The organism is Caballeronia sp. TF1N1, from assembly GCF_022878925.1.
Classification (GTDB): Bacteria; Pseudomonadota; Gammaproteobacteria; order Burkholderiales; family Burkholderiaceae; genus Caballeronia.
On record NZ_CP084626.1, the window covers coordinates 2,805,902 to 2,820,596 of the forward strand.

The window sequence follows — 14,695 nt, forward strand, 5'->3', positions numbered from 1 at the left end:
GTCATTGCCCGCATCGTGGCTCACGGTGCGCGCATGCACGGCGCGACGTGCCCGACATACATGGGCCGTTCACCATACCGAACGACAGCGCCGTTGCGAATAAGGAACCAGCGGCGCTTGGCTCCCGTGTAACCGCCATAGCTGTTCTTCGCGTTGATGTCCGTGCACACGAGATAACCATAAACGGCACGGTGCTCCGTCATGTTCTCGATAGCCTGATCCTTCGTTGGCGTGGAGAAATCGCCATAGCGCGCCGACTCAGGGTCTTTGAGCGTCTTTGCCATGGCCGCCTTGATAATGTCCTGATAATTCGACGGATACTCACCGTAGTCAGCGTCCGGCTCCGGCAGCGTCGCGGCCCACTGTGCCCGCCCGGCGTCGAGTTGTGCCGTGTTCTTGCGGGCAGGCGGCGAATCCGCGCCGCTTCCACACGCGACAAGCATGATCGGACATGTCATTGCACCGAGCACAACGAGCGCGCGATCAATCCTCATTTCCGTCACCCGTCTCACCAAGCAGTCGGTATCTCATGGCGCACGAATCCTCGACGTTGCACTTAAGTCCGGTGCGTCAATCATAGGCAATCGTTCCCGGCTTCTTCCACTGAAAAAACGAAAAAAAGAGCATCGCCAAACCGCACGATGCCCTTCTCGAAGTTCCCTTAAAAAGCGAGAGACAAAGGCCCCTTATTAGCTGAGGTAATTGAACAACGACAACTTCTGGATCTGCGAAAACGCCTGCTGTGCCGCCGTCAACGAGTTCTGCGTGAGCTCATAAGAACTGATCGCCGAAACCAGATCGATGCTCGTCAGATTCGCAAGATCGCTGGCGGTCTGCGTCTGCGAAGTCGCCATCGACGTCTGCGTGGCCTTCACTTCCTGCTCGCGGCCACCCACCACCGTCTGCGCAGACAACACGTTCGTGTAGGTGTTGTCGAGCTTGGTCGAAGCCGTCGACAACGCGTTGGTCAACGTCGCTTCCGAGGCTGGCGTGCCCGTCGGCTGCTTGAGCGCGCTGATCAAATTGTCGAGCGTCGCGAACACATCGTTGTTGCCCGATGCCGCCGGCTGCACCGTGAAGCTGTCGCCGTTCGCGGGCGCGCCGCTGACCGTCACCTTCTGACCGCCGAACGAAATCGCCGTGCCGGCCGTGTATGCGGTCGGTGTCGTCGACAACGACGAGTCAGGCGGCGTTGCGGTCACGAGGTAGCTCGTCGAACCATCCGTCGACGATACCGAAAACGCGATGGAATACGTGCTCGCATTGTTCGCGTTGCCCGGATCGGTCGTGCTCACCTTGCTGATCGTGGCCGTGCCCGTATTGGTCGCCGATGCCGACGGTACCGCGTCGCTATCCGTGGGCGACACGCCCATGAAAATCGACGAGCCGGTGTCGCCCACGGGAATCGAGCGGCCCGAGCTGATCTGCACCGTGCGCTGGCCGGCATCGCCCGAATACGTCGTGCCTACGCCGGAAGCATTGTTCGAAAACGGCGCGGTGCCGCCCTTTAGACCCGAGAAAATGTAATTGCCTTCGCTGTCGGTCGTGTTCGCGACGCTCATCAACTGGTCGCGATAACCCTGCAGCGTATCCGCAATCGATTTGCGATCCGCGTTCGTGAGGGAGCCATCGCCCGCGCGCACGACTTGCGTCTGAATGCTTTGCAGCACGCCGCTCACGTCGCTCAAGGTCGAATCTTCCTGCTGCAACGACGAAAGCGCCGTGGTCTGATTCGCGCTGTATTGCGTGAGCGTGGCGGTCTTCATCGTGAGCTGCACGGCCTGCGCGGCACCGAGCGGGTCGTCGGAAGCGGTCAGAATGCGCTTGCCCGACGAGATCTGCTGATACATCGAGGCAAGCGAGCTCTGCTGGTCGCTCATCGAAGCGACGTTCATGTTGAAATACTGCGAACTGGATATACGCATCGCTAAATGCCTCAGTTAAAGATGCCAAGCAGCGTCTGAAACAGCGTCGAAGCCGTCTGAATCACTTTGCTGTTCGCCTGATAAAGCTGCTGATACTGCATGAGGTTCGCCGCTTCCTCGTTCAGGTTCACGCCCTGCACGGACTGTTGCGCCGATGTCGCCTGACTGAGCAGCGCCGTTTGCGACGAGCTCGTGCTCTTCAGCTGGTTCGTCTGGTTGCCGATCTGGTTCACGTAGTTCGCATAGGAATTCGTGAGCGTGTCGGTGCCGTTCATCGACTTGGTCGACACCAGGTTCGACATGGTGAGCGCGTTGCTGCCGTCGCTCGTGCCGCCCGTGTTCGGATTGATGTTGAACACGTCCGTATTGGCCGGCTTGCCGCTGATCGTCGCGCTGATGCCGTTCGACGTGACAGTGAGCCCCTTCGACGAATCGTAGGGAATGGTCGTGTTGGCCGGGTAATTCGTGGTGCCCACGGTCACCGCGACATTCGACGTGAAGCCGCCCGCCGTCGAGTTGTACGTGAGCGCGATAGCCGAAGGCGTGCTGTAACCCGCCGCGACCGTCGCCGAGGAAATCGTGGCCGTACCGGTGTTCGCGGTCGCCGCCGATGTCACCGCGGGCGAAGCGGCCGCGATCGCGGAGCCGTTGGTCGTCGCGAGCTGGAAGTTGTCGAGCGAGGCGCGCGTCGGCTGAATGGAGAACGAGTCGCCCGCTTGCATCGTGCCCGACGGCGTGATCTTCAGACCGTCGAACGCGTTGGGCGGCGTGAAGCTGCCGAGCGCCTTGCCGCTCTGGGTATCGGTCACGTCGAAGCCGGTGCCGTTATAGGTGACCGTGAGATCGCTGGACGTGGGCTGCGTGGCATCGGAGAACTCGGCCGTGACCGTGCCGGTGCCCTTGTTGCGCGCGTCGGCGTAGACGGTGGGCGAACCCGCCGAGAAGAGCGCGCCGCCAGCCTGGCCGTTCAGATCGAGGCCGAGCGAGTTCTGTCCGTTCAGTTGCGCGGCAAAGCTCGTCGCAATCGCGCCGAGTTGCGCTTGCGCCGGATCGAGCGTTTGCGAGCGGAAGTCCATCAGGCCGCCGACCACGCCGCCCGACAACGCGCTGGTATCAAGGTATTGCGTCTGCGCGGCGGTCGGCGTCGTGCCGTCCTTGCTCTTGAACGCGACCGTCAATTCGCTCGGGTCAGTCGGCGATGTCACCGTCTGCAATGCCGAAGCCGTGCCGCCGACGACGAGCGGCTGTCCGTTGCCGACGAAGATGTTGTAGTTGCCATCCGTTTGCACGACCTGCACGCCGACCATCGAGCTGAGACTCGCGACGGCCTGATCCCGCTGATCCATCAACTGATTGGGCTGCTGACCTTGCGCGCTGGCGACGTTGATCTGCTTGTTGAGATCAGCGATCTGTTGCGTGTAGCTGTTGATCGACGAGACCGCGCTCGTCAGTTGCGTGTTGACGCTCGAACGCAACTGGTCGTATTGCTCACCTGCCGAATTGAGCTGATTCGCGAGCGTCTGCGCGTTGCTCATGAGCGACTGGCGCGACGACGTGCTGCTCGCCGAATTCGCCACCGACTGCATGCCCGAAAAATAGTTGCTGATGCCGGTTGCGATACCGGTGGTGGGATCGCCAACCAGGTTGTTCAGCTGCGAGATCAACGAGTAATAGGTGTTGGCGGCGCTGCTCGACGCGGTCGTGTTGTTGACCTGCGTGGTCAGATACTGGCTGTATTGACGCGTGACGGTAGTCGTCTGCACGCCGCTGCCGAGATAGCCGGAACCCGTGTACTGTCCCGACGACTCCTGAAACGAAGCCTTTTCGAGCGTATAGCCGGGCGTCGCCGCATTGCTGATGTTCTGCCCGGTGACTGTCAGGCCCCATTGAGCCGCATTCAGTCCCGACAGGCCGATATTGAAGATGTTGTTGGACATGCGTTGATCCTTGTCTTGGCGGCGATGGCGTCATGCAACGCCGCCGGATAGCTGCCTTGTTTATCGGCGAAGCGCCGGGAAAGTTGAGCGTTTCGGCAAACGTTCGCGGACCGGTTCTTCAACGCGGATACCGTGGACGGTTTGCTCGACTTGGGCATTATCGGGCGCGTCGTGCAAGCGCAATTTGCCGATTTGAAGGGGGTTTTGGGGCTTATTCGGATTCGATTCCGGCGGGCGCTTTTAGCTGTATCGCGACGCGAGGGAATGGAAAAAGCCGGGACCCTTTGCAGCAGAACGGGCGGCGCTTAGAGCAGCGCCGCCGCGAGGGATGAAACCAATATGAACGGCCGCCTTACTTCGCCAGCGCGCGCCGCTTCATTTCCAGTTGCGTAATGAGCCGCTGCAGCGTGTTTTCCGCCGATCCCGGCATCGAAATGAATTTGAAGCCGAGCGTGAAGCGGCGATCGCCCTTGGCCGTCGTCGATTCCCTGTGCGACACCAGCTTGATATCCACGGTCACCTTGCCGGTGGTCGTGAAGTGCAGTTCGGCATCCTGAATCACGATGCCCATCTCCAGGTCGGCCACGCGTTCGTCCGTGGTTCGCAACGCGACGCCGCCGAGCGAAAGATCATGCACTTCGAAGCGAAAGCGCTCGCCATCCGGCAGCGAACCGCTGCAAATGTAGGGGTCGAGCACTGGCGCTTCGACGCGGAAATATTCGCGACGCTGCATGTAGTAAAGCACCGGCGGAAACTCGGCCTCGAAAGCGGGACGTCCGTCGAACACGGTCTCACGCGCGGCGCCCGTGGTGAATTCGAGTCGCACGCCGTCCGGCGCCGAACTGAAAATCAGCTTGGGCGCAGCCAGCACGTGACGATTCTGTTCCGCCATGCCGCCCCAGTCGAACGTAAAGCGATGTCCCGTAACATCGACGTCCAAAAGGCGCGTAACAATCTGCCCGTCACCGTATTGCGCGGTCAAAAAGTCGCCGCGATGGGCAAGGTTGCGCAACGACACACCGATCTCCAGCGGATTGCGTCGTCCAAAGTCCACGATCGGCGCAATGTCGTCGTCGGCGAAGTCCTGCATGTGATTGATATTCATTGTGCTGGCCGTATTCATTGGTCGCGTACCGTCCATTTCCGCTACGCCACGTGTCGAACCGGCTCACCTTCGAACCGGCAGTTTCTTCTTAGGGATAGCGGCAAACTGCCAGCAAAGTTTAGACAGGCAGCCCCGAAAAATATGTGGCGCGCCGTCCCTACGAGGACTAAAACGTTTGCACATGCACGAAGCAGGCCAAAGAGCGCGCATGGCTCTAAATCAACGTATTGAGCGCCGAGCGCAAAAAGGCAGGATCGTTCCGCCGTTGACGAAACGCCTGCCTTTCGGTCGAATTCGAAAACGCTTCGTCAGGCGATCTGACGCATGATCGAGATCAACTTTTTCGCGTATTGGGGATCGGTCGCGTAGCCTGCCTTCTGCATGCCGTGCGCGAAGCCCGCGACATCGCGCGATGCCTCCACGACCGGCGCGTAACGCGGATTGTTCTTGATGACGCTCGCGTAGTCGGTGAGCGCGGCTTCGTAGGAATCGTAGGCGCGAAAGCGCTCCACGACCTTCTTCGGCTGACCGTTGACGTATTCCGTCGTTACCGAATCCACTGTCTTGCCGGTCCAGCTCGACGTCGCCTTGATGCCGAAAATGTTGTGGCTCGTCGCGCCGTTCGCGTACTTGATCTCGCGCTTGCCCCAGCCCGATTCCAGCGCCGCCTGGCCGATGATGAAGCGCGCCGGAATGCCCGTTGCCGCGCTCGCGGCTTGCGCGGGCGTGGCCAGCCGTTCGACGAACGCGTTGACCTTGTCCGAACCGTTGCCGCGCACGCCCGGATCGAGCGCGTCGGCGCCCGTGTAGCCGTTGCCGCTGTTGAGCGATGCGCCGCTCTTGTTGGCCTGCGCCGCGGCGTAGGCCTTGGCCATTGCGTTCATTGCGGCGATGTTGCCCGCGTTCGCGTCGCTGCTGCCGCCGCCGCCCGACAGCGCGTTCATCGCGTTCATGCCGTTTGCCGCGCCGCCCGTGGCCGACGTGTCCTTGATGCCCGCCGTGCGCATGAGTTGCTTGTACATCGCGTCCGCCACGCCAATACCCTTCGACGACATCTGCTGCGACAACTGCTGGTCGAGCATCGCCGTGAACGACTTCGTATCGTTCGACTCGAACGGGCTGTCCGAGGGCGTCGCATCGCGCATGCTCTTGAGCATCATCGTCGTGAAGACCGCATCGAACTGCTTGGCTGCCGCCTTCAAACCCTGTTGCGGCGATGCGTTGGCCTGCGCGCGCAACGCGTCGAAGCCCTGCGTATCGAGCGCGAAGCGGTTGGTCAGGTTCGACAGTCCGCCCGTCTCGGTAGATGCCAATGCCGTGTTGGCGATACCGCTCGAAGTCGAGTTCATGTGCCGTCGTCCCTTAGATGATTTCGAGGTCGGCGCGCAGTGCGCCCGCCGCCTTCATCGACTGAAGGATCGAGATCAGATCGGCCGGTGTCGCGCCGAGTGCGTTCAAGCCCTTCACCACGTCCGCCAGATTCGCGCCCGCCGAAAGCATCTTGAGCGCGCCGCTATCCTGCTTCAACTGAATCGACGATTCCTTCGCGGCGACCGTCTGGCCGTTCGAGAACGCGTTCGGCTGGCTCACCGCCGTCTTCGTGTTGATGACGACCGACAGGTTGCCGTGAGCGACCGCGCAATTCTGCAGCGTGACCATCTGATTCATCACGATGGAGCCGGTGCGTGCATTCAGAATGACCTTGGCCGCGGCTTGCGCCGGACGCACGTCGATGTTTTGCAATTGCGCCATGAACGAGACCTGTTCGCTCGCTTCGGACGGCGCGCGCAACTGAATCGTGCGGCCGTCGAGCGCGAGCGCCGTGCCCGTGCCGAACTGGTTGTTCACGGCCGCGACGATGCGCTGGGTCGTGTCGAAATCCATCTCGCGCAGTTCCATCTGCATGGTGCCGCCTTGTTGCAGCACCGTGCTCTGCACTGCGCGTTCGACGAGCGCGCCGCCGGAAATGCGGCCCACCGCGAGTTGATTGACCTGCACCTTGCTGCCGTTCGCACTTGCGCCCGCGCCGCCGACGACGAGGTTGCCCTGCGCCATCGCGTAGACCTGACCGTCCGCGCCCTTCAACGGCGACATCAGCAAGGTGCCGCCGCGCAGGCTCTTGGCGTTGCCGAGCGAGGATACGGTCACGTCGATCGCTTCGCCGGGACGCGCGAACGGCGGCAACGTGGCCGTCACCATCACGGCGGCGACGTTCTTCAATTGCATGTTCGACGTGGTCGCTGAATTCACCGTGATGCCCAGGTTGCCGAGCATGTTGGTCAAGCTCTGCGTGGTGAACGGCGTCTGCATGGTCTGGTCGCCCGTGCCGTCGAGACCGACGACGAGGCCATAACCGATCAGCGGATTGTCACGCACGCCTTGAAAGGAGACGAGGTCTTTCAGGCGCTCGGCGTGCGCATGCGGAACGGAGCCGATGGCGACGACAGCAGCCGCGAGCGAGAACGAGAGAAAGCGAAGGAGCGAATTCATGATCGGTCAGAACGGCGCGACGTTGAGGAAGAAGCGCTGGAGCCAGCCCATGTTTTGCGCTTCGTCGATATAACCCTTCGCCGAATATTCGATCTTCGCATCGGCGATCTGCGTGGAGTAGACCGTGTTGCTGCCCGAGATGGTCGTCGGATTGACGACGCCCGAGAAACGCACGTATTCGTTACCCTGGTTGATGAGCATCTGCTTTTCGCCGCTGACCATCAGATTGCCGTTCGACATCACTTCGGTGACGGTGACGGTGAGCGTGCCGCTGAACGTGTTGGCCGCGCTTGCGCCGCCGCCCGCCGTGAACTTGTTGGCGCCCGTGGCCGACAGGTTCGTGTTGTTGAAGAGGCCGCCGAAGACGCCCGGCACGGTCGGCACGGCGAACGCGCCCGTGCCGGTGCGGTTGGTGTTCGCCGCCGACGACTTCGTCGCGTTGACGTTTTCCGAGATCACGATGGTCAGGATGTCGCCGACGTTGCGCGGACGCTGATCTTCGAACAGCGGCCGGCCCGCATAGCCCGCGTTGTAGATCGCGCCGGGCGAGCGCGTGCCGATGGGCGGCTGCGGCGGACGCGCGGTCATCGGCTGCTGGATGATCGGTTCCTTCGGCACGAGGCCGCAAGCGGCAAGCGCCGCGCCGAGCGCGAGAAGCGATGCAAGGCGTGACGCGCGAACGATAGTGTTGAGTGGCGACATCTTGATGATCCGTTTAATGCTTCTGCGTCAAACCTGCATCTGGGAAAGCGTCTGCAGCATCTGGTCGGACGTGGTCACGGCCTTGCTGTTGATCTCGTAGGCGCGCTGCGTCTGGATCATGTTGACCAGTTCCTGCACCACGTTCACGTTCGACGCTTCCACATAGCCTTGTTGCAGCGAGCCCGTGCCATTCAGGCCCGGTTGCGAAACGTTCGGCGCGCCCGAGCTGCCCGTTTCGGCGAAGAGGTTTTCGCCCTTCGCTTCGAGACCGGCCGGGTTGATGAACGACGCGAGCGTGATCTGGCCGACCGTCGTGCTGGCCGTGCTGCTCGGCTGCGTGACCGAGACCGTGCCGTCCGAGCCGATGGTGATCGCGGTCGCGTTTTGCGGAATCGTGATCGCCGGATTCAATTGATAGCCGCTCGACGTGACGAGCTGGCCTTGCGCGTTGGTCTGGAACGAACCGTCGCGGGTGTAGGCGGTCGTGCCGTCGGGCATCGTCACCTGGAAGAAGCCTTGACCGTTGATCGCGACGTCCTTCGAGTTGCCGGTCTGTTGCAGGTTGCCCTGCGTGTAAAGGCGTTCTGTCGCGACTTGCTGCACGCCGGTGCCGAGCTGGCTGCCCGACGCGAGTTCGGTTTGCTGCGTGGAGTTCGCGCCCGGCTGACGCACGGTCTGATAAAGCAGATCCTCGAACACCGCGCGCGAGCCCTTGAAGCCGTTGGTGCTCACGTTGGCGAGGTTGTTCGAGATCACGTCCATCTGCGACTGCTGGGCATTCATGCCGGTCGCGGCGATATAGAGGGAGCGGTTCATGTCGTTCGTTTCCTAATGTCTTGGCTGTGCGGCTTAGCTGAAGTTCAGCAGCTTGTTCGCCGATTGTTCGTTCTGGTCCGCGGATTCCATCAGCTTGGTCTGCATCTGGAACTGGCGTGCGTTGGAGATCATCGAGACCATCGCGGAGACCGGGTTCACGTTGCTGCCTTCGAGCGAGCCGCCTGCCACGACCACATTCGGGTCCGCTTCGGCGGGGTCGCCATCGGCGGTATGGAAGAGGCCGTCATCGCCGCGCGACAGCGTCGACGGATCGGGATTCACGAGCTTCAGCTGATCCACCGTCGCGATCGCCGTGGGCGGATCGCCCGGAATCAGCGCGGACACCGTGCCGTCCTTGCCGACCGTCACTTCCGCGCCCGGCGGAATGGACAGCGGGCCGCTCGTGCCGAGCACCGGCAAGTTGTTCGCCGTGACGAGCTGACCGTTCTGATCCACGTGCAGATTGCCGGCGCGCGTGTAGGCCTCGTTGCCGTCGGCCGTTTGCACCGAGAGCCAGCCGGGTCCCTGAATCGCGACATCGAGCGGATTGCCCGTTTGCGAGATCGGGCCTGCCGAGTAGTCCGCGTTCGGCGTGGACGAGAGCACGAAAGTGCGCGTCGTGCCATCGGCGGACTGGTTCTCGAACGACATTGGCACTTGACGGAACGCCGCGAGTTGAGCCTTGAAGCCCGTGGTCGATGCGTTCGCCAGGTTGTTCGCCACGACGCTCTGTTGTTCGAGCGCCTGGCTTGCGCCGGTCATCGCGGTGTAGATCAGACGGTCCATGAATCGCTTCCTTCCTTGACTGACTTGACGACGCTTACAGGTTGATGACCGCTTGATCGACGGCCTGCTGCGTCTTGATCGTCTGCGCGTTCGCCTGATAGTTGCGCTGCGCGGTGATCAGGCTCACGAGTTCGCTCGTCAGATCGACGTTCGAGTCTTCCACCGCGCCGCCTTGCAGCACGCCGTGGTTGGTCGAGCCCGGAACCGCGACCTGCGCCGCGCCCGAAGCCGCCGTCTGCGCGTAGACGTTGCCGCCCAGGTTCTGCAGACCGTTCTGGTTGTTGAAGTTGGCAATCGCGATCTGGCCGAGCGACTTGGTCTGGCCGTTCGAGTAGTTGCCCGTCAGCATGCCGTCCGTGCCAACCGTGAAGCCGGTCAGTTCGCCCGTGCTGTTGCCGTCCTGATGCAGATTCGCGAGACCGCTCGTCGCGCCGTATTGCGTCGTGCCGGTGAGATCGAGCGTGAGCGACTGCGTGGTCGTGCCGCTCGGGTCCGCGCCGTTGGGAATCGTGAAGGTGTATTTCGGGCTGCTCGTCAGGTTGCCCGACGTATCGAACGTGACCGCGCCGAGATCCGACTTTTGCGTGACCGGATCGCCGTAACCCGCGAACGCCTCCCACGAGCCCGTCGCGGACTTCGTGAAGTACACCGAGACCTTCTGCGTGCCGCCGAGCGAATCGTAGGCATCGACCGAGGTCGAGGCGTTGTACGTGTTGCCGTTGGTCGGATCGAACGCGGCCTTGTCCTTCACTGCGTCCTGCGAATTCAGGTTGAACGACGCGGTGATGGTCTTCGTCGCGGTCGGCGCGATATTGGCCGTCGGCACCGACAGCGGCACCGTGCTTGCGCTGTTGACCACACCGTTCGAATCCGCCGCGTAGCCCATCAGTTGCAGGCCGGCCGAGTTGACGATCTTGCCGGTGTTGTCGAGGTGGAACACGCCGTTACGCGAGTACACGGTCGAACCGTTGTTCGACAACTGATAGAAACCGTTGCCGTTGATGGCGACGTCGAGCGCCTGGTTGGTCGTCGTGATCGTGCCTTGCGAGAACTGCTGCTGCACTTCGGACAGACGCGTGCCGATACCGATCTGGTTGCTGACGGCGGTGGCCATCGAGCTTGCGTACATATCGGCGAATTGCGCCTGTCCTTGCTTAAAGCCGACCGTGTTCGCGTTCGCGATGTTGTTGCCGATCACGTCGAGGTCGCTCGATGCAGCGCCCAGACCGCTCAGTGCTTGTTGATAGCTCATGTGTTTCTCTCTGGAATGTCTGTTTGTTTAAAGAATCGAGGCGACGCTCGACAGTGCGACCGTGGAGCCGTTCGCGAGCTTGAGACCCGGTGCGCCGCCCGTCATCTGCACGACGCTTTGGACTTGCGAGGCCGCGAGCGTGGTCGCCGTTGCCTGCTGGCCGTTGATCGTGCCTTGCGCGGTGATCGTGTAAGTGCCGTCGGCGAGCGTGTTGCCCTTCGAGTCGACCGGCTTCCAGCCCGAGACCGGCACGACGCCTGCGCTCTGCGCGCCGAGGTCGAGCGTGTTGACGATCTGGCCGGACGAGTTCTTGACGACCACCTGAAGGTCGCTCACGTCGTTGGCGAGCTGCACGCCGAAAGTCGACGACGCGCCGCTCGATACCGACACGTTGCTGCCCGAGGCGAGCACGGTCGAACCGATGAGCATCGCCGCTTGCGTCGACTGGCCGGCGGAAAGCTGCGTGGCGAGCGAGGACAGCGACGTGTTCAACTGACCGATGCCCGACACCGTGTTGATCTGCGCGAGCTGCGAAGTCATCTGCGAGCTGTCGGCGGGGTTGGTCGGGTCCTGGTTCTTCAACTGCGTCACGAGCAGCGTGAGAAAGGTGTTCTGCAGGTCCGATGCGGACGTGCCCGAAGTCGAACCGGAGCTCGAGCTGGACGACGTCGAGGAAGCCGACGACGCGCCGTTCATGGTGTCGAGGAGCGTCTGCGACACCGTGGTGCCGTTGCTGCCGATGGTTGTGCTGGTTGTCACGTTATGTTCCTTCAGGTTCCGATGGTGAGGGTCTTGAGCATCAATTGCTTCGCGGTATTGAGCGTTTCGACGTTCGCCTGATAGGAACGCGACGCGGACATCATGTTGACCATTTCCTGCACCGGATCGACGTTCGGCAGCGTCACGTAGCCGTCCGCGTTCGCCGCCGGGTTGCTCGGGTCGTAGCTGGTTTTCATCGGGCTCGGGTCGTCGATCACGCCGGTGACCTGCACGCCGCCGACTTGCTGGCCGGAGCCGCTCTTCGCGCCGCCGAGCGGATCGACCGCGAACACGACCTGCTTCGCCTTGTACGCCTGGCCGTCGGGGCCGGTGGTGCTGTCCGCGTTGGCCAGATTCGACGCGGTGACGTTCAGGCGTTGCGCCTGAGCCGACATCGCCGAACCGGCCACGCTGAAAATGTTCATCAAAGAAGGCATGGTTTTCTGGCTCCTTAACTGTTCGACGTGATCGCCGAAAGCATCGACTTGATCTGCGAACTCAACACCGTCATGCCGGCTTCGAAGTGCAGCGCGTTGTCCGCGAATTGCACGCGCTCGGCGTCGAGATCGACCGTATTGCCGTCGAGCGACGGCTGGTTCGGCACGCGATAGGCGAGGCGGCCGTAGTCGTCGCTCGAACCGCCGGATGCGGTGAGCGTCGAAGTGCCCGACATGTGGCCGCGCGCCGTGACCGCCATTGCCGCGCCAGCGCTCACGCTGACCGGCTGCGCCATTGCCAGCGTGCCGGTGCTGCTCGTGCCCGCGCTGCTCGCCGTGCCAGTGGCGCCGCCTTTCTTCAGCGCGCCGGCAAGGGCGGACGAAAAATCGACGTCGCGCGCCTTGTAGCCCGGCGTGTCCGCGTTGGCGATATTCGACGAAAGCAGTTCCTGCCGATACGCGCGGACATCGAGCGCTTCGCGGCCGAAGGCGAATTCCTTGTCGAGTTTGTCTAGCATCACCGTCCTCTACAGATGTTTGGTCCGGGTCCGGCATCGCCAAGACCTTTTTGCATGACACGAATATTAGGAGCGGCGCGCAACAACTAATCCGACGAATAACCGGGAAACGGGGCCTCTATTCGACGCTTGATCGCCGCGCGGTCTATCTAGAATCTGGTTCGTGGTCGAAAGGAATGGTTTGGGAGTCGAAGCGGCTGTGATGTTCGTGGGACTTCGGGTGGATGGGCTCGGCCGCCGTGGCATTGCGGCGGCGTTTGTCCAGCGATGTGCAGTTGCCGTCTTGTCCGCGCCCCGGCCCTGGGCAAGACGAGTCAGTCGAATGGGAGTGCCGCCGTGGAAATCGCGGCGTGTCGTTAGCGGTTTGCAGTCGCCGTCCTGTCCGCGCCCCCGCAAAGGGCGGGACGGCTCAATCGAATCAGAACGCCGTCGCGGCATTCGCGGCGCGCGAGGGAGAGAAGTAATGAGCAGGTCCGCCAGTCATTCGTCGAAGGCTCTTGCCCGCGTCGCCGCGATGGAGCGCCGCGTGCAGAAGGCGTCGCTTGCGCGACGCTCGGCGGCTGGCGTGGCCCTCGTGTTCGTCGGGGCCGCTGGTTTTGGCTTTGCGGCGAGCGCTTACGCGCAGCAGGACGATGGTCCCATCGTCATTCCAGGCAATGCGGAGACGAATCCGGCAGCCGCGGCGGAAATGGCGAAGGGTCTCAAGACCGCGAAAGCCGCGCCCGCGACCGCGCCCGCACCGGTGGCGGCCGTTTCTCCGGCAGCAATTTCATCCGCGATGATGTCGCGCCCGAGCGGCTACGGCGATGCCAGCAAAGCCGCCGATGCCGCCATGCGCCACGCCGCGCTCGCGCTCGAAGCACGCGCCGAAGCCGCCGACGACGCCATGGACGACGCAAGCGGCATGATCGTCATTCCCGGTCCGGGCGAAGCGAAGGCGCAAACGGGCGTTGGAACGGCGCGCGCGGCGGCCTCTGCTAATCAGAATGCAGTAAGCGGCGCGATGAGCGCGCCCGTTTCCAAGGTTGCCGATGCTCTGGGCGCCGCTCAAACCGCAGCTCAACCCGATACCGCCGCGAACGCGAATCTGCGCAGAGTCGCCTCCGTCACGCCATCGCGCGATGTGATTCCCGTGGTCGTCACCCGCGACGACGCCATTCCCGCCCGCAACGGCGCCGTGCGTCCGATCGCGGCAGGCACGACGGCGCCCGTTTCCAGCGCGGCATCGCCGATGAAGCGCGTCAGTTTCAATCCGTCCGCCACGGCGGGAGCCGCCGCAGCGCCCGCCGCGACGACGCTGCCACAGGCGAACGCCACCGGCGCCACCGTCCAGGACGGCGAGAGCATTCGCGCGGCTGCCGTGGCTTTTCTTCAGCAACAAACCGCCGGACTGCCGGGCAAGGTCGAGATCACCGTGACGCCTGCGTTCCCGCGAGGTCTCGCGCCGTGTTCGTCGATCGATCCGTTCATGCCGACCGGCGCACGGCTCTGGGGCCGTATGACAGTAGGCGTGCGCTGCGTCGGCGAGCGCCCGTGGACGCTCTATCTGCAAGCGCGCGTGGCGATCAACGCGACTTACTACACGGCGGCGCGCGCGATCGCACCCGGCGAGATGCTCGGTCAGGGCGATGTGGTCGCCCACGAAGGCGATATCACCGCGATGCCGCAGGCCACCGTCACCGATCCCGCGCAAGCCGTGGGCGCCATCGCGCTGTCGCGCGTGCCGGCGGGGTTGCCGCTGCGCACCGACATGCTGCGCGCCGCCAGCTCGGTTGCGGTCGGCCAGACGGTGCACGTCGTCACGGATGGCTCCGGATTCTCGATTTCCGCCGAAGGCAGCGTGATGAACAACGCCGCGCCCGGCCAGCAAGTCCGCGTGAAGACGGCCAACGGACAGATCATTACCGGCATCGTGAAGGACAGTCAGACCGTCGAGATACGGATGTGAGACGGCTTGAGGCAGATATC

At 62.9% G+C, this 14,695-nt stretch carries 14 protein-coding genes; 1 reads left to right on the forward strand and 13 read right to left on the reverse strand.

Annotated features, from left to right (window positions below):
- Window positions 1-20: 20 nt before the first annotated feature.
- The 13 genes from LDZ28_RS13195 to flgB all read right to left on the reverse strand — a co-directional run bounded on the left by LDZ28_RS13195 (window position 21) and on the right by flgB (window position 12,727).
- Window positions 21-494 carry a hypothetical protein gene (locus LDZ28_RS13195; RefSeq protein WP_244826548.1) on the reverse strand — a complete coding sequence of 158 codons (474 nt, stop codon included), beginning with the start codon at window positions 492-494 and terminating at the stop codon, window positions 21-23.
- 195 nt (window positions 495-689) lie between these two features.
- The gene (gene flgL, locus LDZ28_RS13200) at window positions 690-1,925 is read right to left on the reverse strand and encodes a flagellar hook-associated protein FlgL (protein WP_244826549.1); all 1,236 of its coding nucleotides are present in this window, start codon (window positions 1,923-1,925) and stop codon (window positions 690-692) included.
- A gap of 11 nt (window positions 1,926-1,936) precedes the next feature.
- A complete protein-coding gene (gene flgK / locus LDZ28_RS13205) occupies window positions 1,937-3,862 on the reverse strand; it encodes a flagellar hook-associated protein FlgK (RefSeq protein WP_244826550.1) in 1,926 nt (641 codons plus the stop codon).
- 352 nt (window positions 3,863-4,214) lie between these two features.
- The gene (locus tag LDZ28_RS13210; RefSeq protein ID WP_370652046.1) at window positions 4,215-5,003 is read right to left on the reverse strand and encodes a flagellar brake protein; all 789 of its coding nucleotides are present in this window, start codon (window positions 5,001-5,003) and stop codon (window positions 4,215-4,217) included.
- 272 nt (window positions 5,004-5,275) lie between these two features.
- Window positions 5,276-6,316, reverse strand: a complete 1,041-nt coding sequence (gene flgJ / locus LDZ28_RS13215) for a flagellar assembly peptidoglycan hydrolase FlgJ (RefSeq protein ID WP_244826552.1) — start codon at window positions 6,314-6,316, stop codon at window positions 5,276-5,278.
- Window positions 6,317-6,329: 13 nt separating this feature from the next.
- Window positions 6,330-7,457 (reverse strand): flagellar basal body P-ring protein FlgI, encoded by a 1,128-nt coding sequence (locus LDZ28_RS13220; RefSeq protein ID WP_244826553.1) that lies wholly within the window; start codon window positions 7,455-7,457, stop codon window positions 6,330-6,332.
- A 6-nt stretch (window positions 7,458-7,463) separates the two neighbouring features.
- Window positions 7,464-8,159, reverse strand: a complete 696-nt coding sequence (locus LDZ28_RS13225) for a flagellar basal body L-ring protein FlgH (protein ID WP_244826554.1) — start codon at window positions 8,157-8,159, stop codon at window positions 7,464-7,466.
- Window positions 8,160-8,186: 27 nt separating this feature from the next.
- Window positions 8,187-8,975, reverse strand: coding sequence for a flagellar basal-body rod protein FlgG (gene flgG, locus LDZ28_RS13230; RefSeq protein ID WP_244826555.1), 789 nt, complete (start codon window positions 8,973-8,975; stop codon window positions 8,187-8,189).
- Window positions 8,976-9,008: 33 nt separating this feature from the next.
- Window positions 9,009-9,761: a flagellar basal-body rod protein FlgF gene (gene flgF / locus LDZ28_RS13235; protein ID WP_244826556.1), complete on the reverse strand. Its 753-nt coding sequence runs from the start codon at window positions 9,759-9,761 to the stop codon at window positions 9,009-9,011.
- 34 nt (window positions 9,762-9,795) lie between these two features.
- Window positions 9,796-11,013: a flagellar hook protein FlgE gene (gene flgE / locus LDZ28_RS13240; protein WP_244826557.1), complete on the reverse strand. Its 1,218-nt coding sequence runs from the start codon at window positions 11,011-11,013 to the stop codon at window positions 9,796-9,798.
- Window positions 11,014-11,040: 27 nt separating this feature from the next.
- Window positions 11,041-11,772 carry a flagellar hook assembly protein FlgD gene (locus LDZ28_RS13245; protein WP_244826558.1) on the reverse strand — a complete coding sequence of 244 codons (732 nt, stop codon included), beginning with the start codon at window positions 11,770-11,772 and terminating at the stop codon, window positions 11,041-11,043.
- Window positions 11,773-11,783: 11 nt separating this feature from the next.
- Window positions 11,784-12,209, reverse strand: a complete 426-nt coding sequence (gene flgC / locus LDZ28_RS13250) for a flagellar basal body rod protein FlgC (protein ID WP_244826559.1) — start codon at window positions 12,207-12,209, stop codon at window positions 11,784-11,786.
- Between the two features lie 14 nt (window positions 12,210-12,223).
- On the reverse strand, window positions 12,224-12,727 hold the full coding sequence (gene flgB, locus LDZ28_RS13255; protein ID WP_244826560.1) for a flagellar basal body rod protein FlgB: 504 nt from the start codon (window positions 12,725-12,727) through the stop codon (window positions 12,224-12,226).
- A 463-nt stretch (window positions 12,728-13,190) separates the two neighbouring features.
- Between flgB and flgA the strand changes: the two genes are divergently transcribed.
- Window positions 13,191-14,675: a flagellar basal body P-ring formation chaperone FlgA gene (flgA, locus tag LDZ28_RS13260; protein ID WP_244826561.1), complete on the forward strand. Its 1,485-nt coding sequence runs from the start codon at window positions 13,191-13,193 to the stop codon at window positions 14,673-14,675.
- Window positions 14,676-14,695 lie beyond the last annotated feature (20 nt).

Bases quoted from the DNA above. Each gene is read 5' to 3' on its own strand.
- LDZ28_RS13195 (WP_244826548.1), bottom strand. From the start codon at position 494: ATGAGGATTGATCGCGCGCTCGTTGTGCTCGGTGCAATGACATGTCCG.
- flgL (WP_244826549.1), bottom strand. From the start codon at position 1,925: ATGCGTATATCCAGTTCGCAGTATTTCAACATGAACGTCGCTTCGATG.
- flgK (WP_244826550.1), bottom strand. From the start codon at position 3,862: ATGTCCAACAACATCTTCAATATCGGCCTGTCGGGACTGAATGCGGCT.
- LDZ28_RS13210 (WP_370652046.1), bottom strand. From the start codon at position 5,003: ATGGACGGTACGCGACCAATGAATACGGCCAGCACAATGAATATCAAT.
- flgJ (WP_244826552.1), bottom strand. From the start codon at position 6,316: ATGAACTCGACTTCGAGCGGTATCGCCAACACGGCATTGGCATCTACC.
- LDZ28_RS13220 (WP_244826553.1), bottom strand. From the start codon at position 7,457: ATGAATTCGCTCCTTCGCTTTCTCTCGTTCTCGCTCGCGGCTGCTGTC.
- LDZ28_RS13225 (WP_244826554.1), bottom strand. From the start codon at position 8,159: ATGTCGCCACTCAACACTATCGTTCGCGCGTCACGCCTTGCATCGCTT.
- flgG (WP_244826555.1), bottom strand. From the start codon at position 8,975: ATGAACCGCTCCCTCTATATCGCCGCGACCGGCATGAATGCCCAGCAG.
- flgF (WP_244826556.1), bottom strand. From the start codon at position 9,761: ATGGACCGTCTGATCTACACCGCGATGACCGGCGCAAGCCAGGCGCTC.
- flgE (WP_244826557.1), bottom strand. From the start codon at position 11,013: ATGAGCTATCAACAAGCACTGAGCGGTCTGGGCGCTGCATCGAGCGAC.
- flgC (WP_244826559.1), bottom strand. From the start codon at position 12,209: ATGCCTTCTTTGATGAACATTTTCAGCGTGGCCGGTTCGGCGATGTCG.
- flgB (WP_244826560.1), bottom strand. From the start codon at position 12,727: ATGCTAGACAAACTCGACAAGGAATTCGCCTTCGGCCGCGAAGCGCTC.
- flgA (WP_244826561.1), top strand. From the start codon at position 13,191: ATGAGCAGGTCCGCCAGTCATTCGTCGAAGGCTCTTGCCCGCGTCGCC.